This is a genomic window from Siphonobacter sp., from assembly GCF_048595215.1.
Taxonomy (GTDB): domain Bacteria; phylum Bacteroidota; class Bacteroidia; order Cytophagales; family Spirosomataceae; genus Siphonobacter.
The window spans coordinates 1-9,339 of the sequence record NZ_JBMDWJ010000381.1 but is presented as its reverse complement, the minus strand read 5'-3'; the positions used below and the strand labels follow the sequence as shown (position 1 = coordinate 9,339).

The following is a 9,339-nucleotide window of genomic DNA, read 5'->3' as shown; positions in this document are numbered from 1 at the left end:
GATCCTGAAGGAAGTGTCCTCAACAAAATTCGCTGGAAACGCCTGTTTCACTTGATCGACTAACTAGTAATTCTTTTCTTTTTATAAGGCCCGTGTTCGGAAGAATACGGGCTTTTTTGTTTGTGAGTAATAAAAACAATTTTTTAAGGAAATAATCATAATTTAGAGCCGCTTAGATGATTTAATTACCTGCTGAAGTAATTCCCTCATTTAACTTCTAAACCCCTATGCAAGGCTTACAACGTATTGATTACGGTGTGTTTCTGATTTATTTTCTCCTCGTTTCTTCCTATGGTTACTGGATTTATCGCCGCAAAAAGTCCAGTGAAACCAATACCAAAGATTTCTTTCTGGCGGAGGGCTCGCTAACCTGGTGGGCAATTGGGGCTTCGCTGATTGCCTCCAACATTTCTGCCGAGCACTTCATCGGTATGTCGGGCTCGGGTTTTGCGATGGGACTAGCGATTTCTTCGTACGAATGGATGTCGGCGGCTACGCTGATTATTGTAGCCATTTTCTTCATTCCCATTTATTTGAAGAACAAGATTTACACGATGCCGCAGTTTCTGTCGCAACGCTACAATGATACCGTGGCAACGATCATGGCGGTATTCTGGCTGTTGCTGTACGTATTTGTAAACCTTACCTCCATTCTGTACCTCGGGGCCCTGGCCGTTGAAACCATTTCCGGCGTACCCTTCACTACCTGTATGCTCGGACTGGCCGCTTTCGCCATTTTCATTACCCTCGGTGGTATGAAAGTAATTGGCTATACGGATTTGATTCAGGTGGTAGTACTGATCATGGGTGGCGTCGCAGTAACGTTCTTGGCTCTGCAAATGGTGTCAGATCAATGGGGCGGAAATGGTGTAATCGATGGACTAAGTTTGCTACATACGCACGCCAATGGCCATTTCCACATGATTTTTTCCGAAGGACATACCTACTACTACGAATTACCCGGCATGGCCGTACTCTTTGGCGGTATGTGGATCAATAACCTGAATTACTGGGGCTGTAATCAGTACATCGTGCAGCGGGCCTTAGGAGCCGATCTGCCGACGGCCCGGAGCGGTATTCTGTTTGCGGCGTTTCTTAAACTCGTCATTCCGCTCATCTGTGTCATTCCGGGTATTGCGGCGTACGTGCTTTATCAGAACGGGGCTTTTCAGCAGGAAATGGTTGACGCTGCCGGAAAGGTAAAACCTGATCACGCGTACCCCACGCTCATGAATTTATTGCCAACTGGCTTAAAAGGACTGGCATTTGCGGCCCTGACGGCGGCCATCGTAGCTTCGCTGGCGGGAAAGTGTAACAGTATTTCGACGATTTTCAGTCTGGATATTTACAAGAAATTCCTCAATAAAGATGCTTCCGAAAAACAGACCGTTTTCATTGGAAGAATAGCCGTATGGGTGGCCTTTGCCATCGCCTTACTCATTACGCCGCAGTTACGCCACCTCGAACAGGCGTATCAGTTCATTCAGGAATATTCCAATTATCTGACGCCCGGAGCTTTTGCTCTGTTTTTCCTGGGATTGTTCTGGAAGCGTACCACTTCCACGGCGGCTCTCGTGGCGGCGAGTGTATCCATTCCGCTGGCGTTGCTGTTCAAGTGGCTGCCCGACACGCCCATTCCTTTTCTGCACCGCACGGGCTGGTGTTTCCTGATTCTGGCGGGCCTGATGATTATCATATCACTGCTCGATACGTCCAGTAAATTCAATCCCAAGGGCTTAGTACTGACCCGATCCATGTTTCGTATTTCGCCTTCGTTCGTCGTTTTTTCGGCCTTGATTTGGGGGATTATTGCGGCGTTGTATACCGTTTTCTGGTAAAATAAAGAATATACGTTCTGAGATTAGTTCAAAAAATACTGCTTATTATCTAAGCAATTTTGAAAATTAAATTACCTTTGAAAAAACGGTAACGAATTCAATTTCAACGGCATAAACGATTTTTCTGTCCTGTTAAACCAAGAAGTAATGAAAACCGACTTCAGTCCTCAAGAAAAAGCTCCGCTATCGAGTCTCGACGTTTGGGAAGATGATTTATTGGAACGTTATCCCGAGCCGGAAACGACGGCTAAGGCCAAGGAAGAGTTCCGGAATTACGATAATCCGGAGCGGGATACCGTACGGGAATTCTATCGACTCAATCATACCTACCAGACCTACGACTTCGTTCAGCAGAAAAAAGCGGATTTCCTGAAGTTTGACCGGAAAGAAATGCCCATTTGGGAGGCTTTTAACTTCCTGAATACGCTGGTGGATGATTCCGATCCGGATATTGAACTCGACCAGTTGCAACACCTGCTCCAAACCTCGGAAGCCATTCGGGCCGACGGTCATCCCGACTGGTTTGTACTGACGGGTCTGTTGCACGATATGGGAAAAGTACTATGTCTGTTTGGCGAACCGCAGTGGGCGGTCGTAGGCGATACGTTCCCGGTGGGCTGTAAACCTTCGGATAAAATTGTCTATCCCGAATTCTTCGACGCCAATCCGGACAGCCAAGACGAACGCTACAATACCAAATACGGAGTTTACGAACCCAATTGTGGTCTGGACAACGTGCATTTATCCTGGGGTCACGATGAGTATCTGTACCACATGATGAAAGATCACATGCCCGAGTCGGCTCTGTACATGATGCGGTACCACTCGTTTTACGCCCAGCACCGGGAAGGAGCCTACGATCATTTGATGGATGATCACGACCGCGAAATGTTCAAATGGGTGAAGCTTTTCAATCCGTATGATCTGTATTCGAAAGCTCCCGTACCTCCCAATGTGAAGGAACTCAAACCGTATTATGAGGATCTGATTGCGAAATATCTGCCTTCAACGATTAAGTTTTAGTCGAAGAGGCTACCCTGAACTTAATACGGAGCTACCGAGATGGACTCGCTTTGGGTGGGGCATTACTAACTCCGAAGGAGTTCAATCTCACTAGCCATGGGTGCAACCCATGGAATAAAAGAAACCCCCGACTTGTGATAGTCGGGGGTTTCTTTTTATTCCACGTACAAAACCAATCCTTTCAGGTAATGACCCTCGGGATGGAAGAAGTTGACGGGGTGATCGGGTCCCTGCGACAGGTGATGCAGGACGCGTACCTGCCTGCCAGCTTCAATAGCGGCGGCAACGATTGTATTGTAAAACAATTCGCGATCCACTACTTGTGAGCAGGAGAAGGTAAACAGAATGCCACCCGGAGCGAGTCGCTTGAGTCCTTCAATATTCAGTCGTTTATACCCCTGAACGGCCCGGTGACGGGCGTCCATGCTCTTCGCGTACGCGGGTGGATCGAGTACCACTACATCGTACTGCTGATCGTGCGTTTTGAGGTATTTTACCACGTCTTCGGCGTATGAAGCGTGCGTAGGTTCAGGACCAAAATTATTGGCCTCTACGTTAGCCTCTACCAGCTTAATGGCTTTTTCCGATACATCTACCGAATGGACCAGCGAGGCTTCTGCTGCTAAGGCATAAATCGAAAATCCACCCGAATAGCAGAAGGCATTCAGCACGCGTTTGCCTTTTACGTACTTGGTCAGCAATTGCCGATTTTCGCGTTGATCCAGGAAAAAGCCTGTCTTCTGTCCGGTTTGCCAGTCAATCAAAAAGGTATGACCATTTTCCAGTACCGGGTGTGGTAACGTGATGGTATCCTTTTGCCAGAGATAGCCGTTTTGTACCGATTGAGCGTAGCGATCCGGTAGCGTTTCGTGACTCTTATCGTAAATGCCTTTCAGAGCATCGCCGTATAGTTTTTGCAGAGCCTGGGCAATGGCTTCCCGCTCACGGTGCATGCCTACGCTATGAGCCTGAAAGACAACTACGCCGTTGTACCAGTCGAGAATAAGTCCGGGAAATCCGTCCCCTTCACCGTGTACTAGGCGGTAGCAGGTCGTAGTCGTAAACTGCAGGGCTTGCCGAACGCGAAGGGCATTTTCCAGTTTTTGTAACCAGAAATCTGCATCGGGCGTTAATGGCTCAAACGAGAATAATTTTACGGTAATTGAACCTTCGTGGTAATGGCCCGTCGCCAGGTAATTTTTCTGATGATCAAGTACTTCTACCACTTCGCCATCCTTCGGCTTACCGAGGGTTTTGGCAATAGCTCCCGAAAACACCCAAGGGTGGAAACGACGAACGGGAGCGTCCTTTCCGGGCTTCAATATAATCTGTACCACTGATTCCATGGTACAAAGATAACAGGGGATGGGGCAATCGTTGTCAGTAGATCATTGATAGTTAACGGAGGAAGGCTAAGATTACTTAGTAGCAATTAACCGATGCTGGAATTGTGTAGGATATAGGTGACGCCACGGGTACGGGTTTGGAAGCCTGCACCAGATGCTCGTTTCAATTAAACATCCCAGCCCTGCTATAATCACCTTTCCTGCCAATAACCATCAACAAAAAACAAACAACTCAGAAAACAGCTACTCCTCCGGCCGTACCCGAAACAAACGTTGCAACCACGAACGTTTCTCTATCTCCTCCGCCTGTTTGTCTTTTTCACTGAGTGTAGGGAGTTGATTCAGATCCGGCTGACCCGCGTCAATCCAGCAGGTATACCAGAAATCGCCGATCATTTTTACGGAAGCCCGCATCTGTCGCTCAACCTGATGATTGAGTAACTGATGATACCGTTCGGAAAAATCACGGGAGTAGGTCTTTTGAATGACGTTACCTCGTTCTTCCAAAGAGTACTTCCGGGATTGACCCAGTTCCTGGGTCACCTGCGTTTCCAGCGAAAAAAGCGAATCCAGACAATGGTGAGCCTGACGTACCGCTTCCCAAGAGCGGCGGGCGGGCGAGCGAACGTACGCGGCTGGACCGACGAAAAAATCGTACTGCTCGGCATAAAGCTCGGGTAAACGACTTTCCCAGAAGGCGTGAATTCCTTCCTGACCGGTCAGCTGGCCGTTGTAGTTACGCGTGGTGTGGAGAGGTACATTGCCATCAGCAATGTAATGGCCCATTTCCGCCGATAGTTTTAGAATACGAGCAATGTTTCGTTGCTGAAAGGCTTCTGTCAATTGAAACTTCATGCGTTGAATGTGCCAGGGTACGATGCCATGCGTATTAAGCGTATCTTCACCCCAATACGCCACCGCATCCTTCCAGTACGGTTTGCTCCATACACTGTCCCCATAAGCCTCTACGTCAAGGTAATGGCGGGCGGCTTCACCCACGACAGCATAGCGACGCTTGTCTGGATTCACGGAATTCTCCATCAAATACATCAGGTTCTTTTTGTAAAAGCGACCCATTTCAGGGGGCAGCGTAAAGATCGCTAGGCGGTTAATTCGCTGGTGAGCATAAAAGCCCCAGCTAAAAGCCGGATACAGAGGAATTTGCAGAAAAATCAGCAAAAAGAACCGTTTCATGGGTTGCAGTAATAGAAAAGGGAGCGAATGGCTATCGATCAAATCATTAGCCATCAGCTAATTTGAAGGGATTCACGTATTTAGTAAAGAATTTTTGAGGGAACGGCTGGTAATCTGAGAAGGAAGTCTTACTTTTGCATTCCTATTCCGAAAATCCATAGATTCTCAGTAATATAAAGACATGGCAAACCACAAATCAGCTCTGAAGCGGATCCGGGCAAACGAGACGAAACGCCTTCGTAACCGTTTCCAGCATAAAACGACTCGTACGTTCATTAAGAAACTGCGTGCTACTACCGATAAAGTAGAAGCTCAGGACCTGTACAAAAAAGTTGCTTCTATGTTGGATAAATTGGCGAAGAAAAACGTCATCCACAAAAACAAAGCGGCTAACAACAAGTCGAAGTTGGCAAGATTTGTCAACAAACTGCAAGCTGCTGCTTAATTGCCGGATAGCCCATTGATTGAACGGTAGCCTTCCGTTCAGTTAGAAGCCTTACTTTCGCTAGTAAGGCTTTTTCGCTATTCCCCTATGACTCCTGTTTACCAGCCGCTAAGTACCATTAAAACCTGGGCCGAAGAAGATCGCCCCCGGGAAAAATTAATGCTGAAAGGCAAAGCGGCTTTGAGTGATGCCGAACTATTGGGCATCCTGATCAATTCGGGTATTCAGCATTATACGGCAGTCGACTTGGCCAAGATGATTCTGAGTAGCGTGGGCAATGACCTCAATCAACTGGCTAAACTCAGTATCAAGGAGCTTTCTAAATTTAAAGGCATTGGTGAAGCCCGGGCCATTACGATTGTCTCCGCTCTGGAACTGGGTCGCCGCCGCAAAGAATCGGAACCCGTCGTACGCTCATCCATCACGAGTTCAGAGACGGCTTATCAGGCCTTACGCCCGCATCTGATGGATTTACTGCACGAAGAATTCTGGATTCTGCTACTCAACCGGGCTAATCAGATCATACGGCCCATGCAAGTTTCAGCGGGTGGTGTTTCGGGTACAGTAGCCGATCCTAAGCTGATTTTTAAACACGCCATCGAGCATTTAGCCAGTGGTATGATTCTGGCTCACAACCATCCGTCGGGAAACCTGCAACCCAGTCATGCGGACAAAGACCTGACCCGAAAGTTAAAGGAAGCCGGAAAGTTACTCGACATCCCCATTCTGGATCACCTAATCCTGTGCGATCATAAGTATTTGAGCTTCGCAGACGAAGGTTTACTTTAAGGGTGTCTCTTTCTTCGCTGCCACCACAGGCCTAAACCAATCAATACCAAACCACCCGCAATGCCCGCTGTAGTAGGAAGGGCTGCATCGTCGTACAAGGGAGTCGTTTCGCCCATCTGGATGAGGCCCGACCAGTAATACGGAAGTTGTTGATCCTGCGTTTGTAGCCATTGAAGCTGAGCTTTCTGTAAAGCCAGATCCTGTGGCAAACCCTGGGAAAGAAAGCGGTAAAAATCTTCAATCAAGGTGTAGGTAGCCTTGTTTTCGACACTCCACAAGGTCGTGATGGTACTGGGAATACCCAAAGCCGCAAATCCCCGCGACAAACTAAATACACCTTCCCCTTTCTGATCGACACCCACCCCCGTTTTACAGGCCGACAACACGAGTAAACGCGTACGAAAGGAAGGAGCGTTCTCCAGTTCAGAAAGTTTCAAGGCTGAATCCGCAAAGTACAAGACCGGTTCGTGGGTAGTGGTACTATCGGCGTCGGCATGGGTGAACAGGTGTAAAATTCGGTAATCGGCGGCCTGGTCCAGAAAGGCCCGTTTGGTAGCCGCCTCGTGTACCAGCGTTTTCGGGAAAAAGACCTGCTTTTCAATCCGGTTTAAGGCCTGGACCGAACCCGGCAAAGGCTGTTGATGCAGAGCCGCAGTAAAGACTTCAGGAGCCAGGCCCAGAAAATTTTTACTCCAGCCCATCGGCGGACGTTTTCGCAGTAGAAATCCTGCAGAATACGTGTAACTAAAGGCATGCGTATGGATGAGATAATCAGAAGGACGGTCGGGCGAAAAACGAAAGGCATCGAAAGGAAGCACAACGCCGTCCGAAGAAATGATGAAGCGAGTCGAAGACAGGCCTAAGGGAGCCAGTAATCGCTGATATAATTCATAACCCAGCCGATTGAACTGCTGTACTTCCGTGACAGTGAGTTGGGCAGTAGAGCAGTACTTGAGGAATTGCTGGGCCTTGCCTGGCAGGCCGGTTAGGGGCAGGCGTTTGCAAACCGTTTTAGTTGGAGTGACGCCCAGTGCGTACAGAGCCCGTTCGCCGATAAAGTAACTAACCAAAGCCTGATCTTTGGCCAGCAACGATTTCTGTACGGTTTGCAGCGAAGGTACCTGATTTTCGTACTTGTACTGATAATAAGTCGGGTGGGTTTTTTCGAGGGAACGGATAAAGGCTTGTTGGGCCTGCGTTACGCTATCGAGGCGATTACGGGTGGCCCGTTGTTCCGCCAGTGAGCCAATTGCAGAGAGATCCTGTAATTGCTCGATAGCCTGGCGATAAGCCCGTTCCTGCTCGGCCAGATGAGCGGGTAATTGCCGACTGGCATTCCATTCGTTGAGACGGTCGGCCAGCAGTACGGCCCGGCTTTTCTCGAAAAAATAAAAGGCTCGACTGCTGTTTTTCTGCCAGTAACACACCTGAATGGCATCTTCGTAAAAAGACCGGGTTGTATTTCGCCAGTATAGCTTGGATTTCATCCCCTGATGACTCCACCGCATCCGGTCAATCATCTGATCGGTAACCGTGATGGTTTGCTGAGCAAGCGTGAGGTACTGTGGATTGTGCGTTTGCTGGTATCGCATCCGTAAAGCCTGCACTTTTTGCTTAAGTAACAGCAGCAAATATTCCTTCCGGGATACACTTTGCAACTGGCTCGTATGCGGATTAGCACTCAGGCGATAGGGCGTACAGGAACGCACCAACTGATGAATACCCCGCTGGAAATAAGCCAAAGCCACCGTTGGCCGGGTACTGTTCAGCTCGCCCAGGTTGCTGTACACAATCGCTCGTACATCGGGTTCCTGAAAATACGTTAAGGCTCGCAGGTAGGCTCTCTGAGCCTGTACGGGTTGTCTTAGATGCTTGAAAAGTATTCCTTGTTCGTTGTAGAGTTTTCCCTGCGAAACGCTGTCGGTAAAGGTGCGTAATGCCTGTTTGAGTAATTCCTGAGCCCGGGGCAACTGTCGTAGTTGTAAATAGATGTCAATGGCCAGTAAGGAATGATCTGGATTGAGGGGTCCGTGTTTGGGATCGATGACCGATTCCATCAGTTGGGCCGCCTCGGGCAACTGATTCAAACCAATGAGGCCTTCTACTTTCTGATTCAAATTATACAATTCGCGGGAGGAACTATGGGCCAGACGAGCGTAGTCAATGCCTTTATCGGCGTATTCAACGGCCTGATGAAAATCACCTTTGGCATTGGCCAGATACGCGTACTGGGCACAGGCCGCCGCCACCCGTTCATGGAACTGGTGACGTTCGCTGTGCGTAATGACTTGCAGGAGGATACTTTCAGCTTCTTCCCAACGGTTGTTCCCGATCAGATAGGCCCCGTAGCGGTACATACTCTGCGTGGACAAATCGGGGGGAAGGGCAGGCAGACGAACGGCTTCCTGTAACTGTTCCAGGGCTTTTTTCTTATTACCCGCCAGCCAGTACAGATTGCCCAGAGTGTTTAGCAACCGACCGTAGGAAGAATCCTGGGCTATTCCACAGCGTAGCCAATCGCGTTTTAAGTTCTCCCAGTCAGCAATGGATTCCGATGGCAGCAGGCGACTGACTTGGGAGGCAAACGTAGTGGATTGTCGGCAATGGGCGTATTCCGCCCAACCACTCAGGAACAGAAAACACCCGAGTAGTTTAAGGCAGATATGGGATATAATGGCCCTCAACCACGTATGCTTTAAAACAA

At 48.8% G+C, this 9,339-nt stretch carries 7 protein-coding genes; 4 read left to right on the top strand and 3 right to left on the bottom strand.

Annotated features, from left to right (window positions below):
• Positions 1 to 227 precede the first annotated feature (227 nt).
• Both ACOJTG_RS23385 and ACOJTG_RS23380 read left to right on the top strand, forming a co-directional pair.
• Positions 228 to 1,838, top strand: a complete 1,611-nt coding sequence (locus ACOJTG_RS23385) for a sodium/sugar symporter (protein WP_420156022.1) — start codon at positions 228 to 230, stop codon at positions 1,836 to 1,838.
• Positions 1,839 to 1,985: 147 nt separating this feature from the next.
• Positions 1,986 to 2,861, top strand: a complete 876-nt coding sequence (locus tag ACOJTG_RS23380; RefSeq protein WP_420156021.1) for an inositol oxygenase family protein — start codon at positions 1,986 to 1,988, stop codon at positions 2,859 to 2,861.
• Positions 2,862 to 3,016: 155 nt separating this feature from the next.
• Here ACOJTG_RS23380 and ACOJTG_RS23375 read toward each other — a convergent pair whose 3' ends face one another.
• Complete coding sequence (locus tag ACOJTG_RS23375) at positions 3,017 to 4,207, bottom strand: class I SAM-dependent rRNA methyltransferase (protein WP_420156020.1); 1,191 nt, start codon at positions 4,205 to 4,207, stop codon at positions 3,017 to 3,019.
• Between the two features lie 243 nt (positions 4,208 to 4,450).
• Positions 4,451 to 5,401, bottom strand: a complete 951-nt coding sequence (locus ACOJTG_RS23370) for a zinc dependent phospholipase C family protein (protein ID WP_420156019.1) — start codon at positions 5,399 to 5,401, stop codon at positions 4,451 to 4,453.
• Between the two features lie 181 nt (positions 5,402 to 5,582).
• Here ACOJTG_RS23370 and rpsT point away from each other — a divergent pair, with 181 nt between their 5' ends.
• Both rpsT and radC read left to right on the top strand, forming a co-directional pair.
• Positions 5,583 to 5,846: a 30S ribosomal protein S20 gene (gene rpsT / locus ACOJTG_RS23365; RefSeq protein ID WP_094812331.1), complete on the top strand. Its 264-nt coding sequence runs from the start codon at positions 5,583 to 5,585 to the stop codon at positions 5,844 to 5,846.
• Between the two features lie 87 nt (positions 5,847 to 5,933).
• A complete protein-coding gene (gene radC / locus ACOJTG_RS23360) occupies positions 5,934 to 6,635 on the top strand; it encodes a RadC family protein (RefSeq protein ID WP_420156018.1) in 702 nt (233 codons plus the stop codon).
• On the opposite strand, the gene ACOJTG_RS23355 is transcribed toward radC, so the two are convergent.
• The coding region (locus ACOJTG_RS23355) for a CHAT domain-containing protein (RefSeq protein WP_420156017.1) at positions 6,632 to 9,339 on the bottom strand (2,708 nt) is incomplete at its 5' end. The two genes, radC and ACOJTG_RS23355, sit on opposite strands and share 4 nt — an antisense overlap.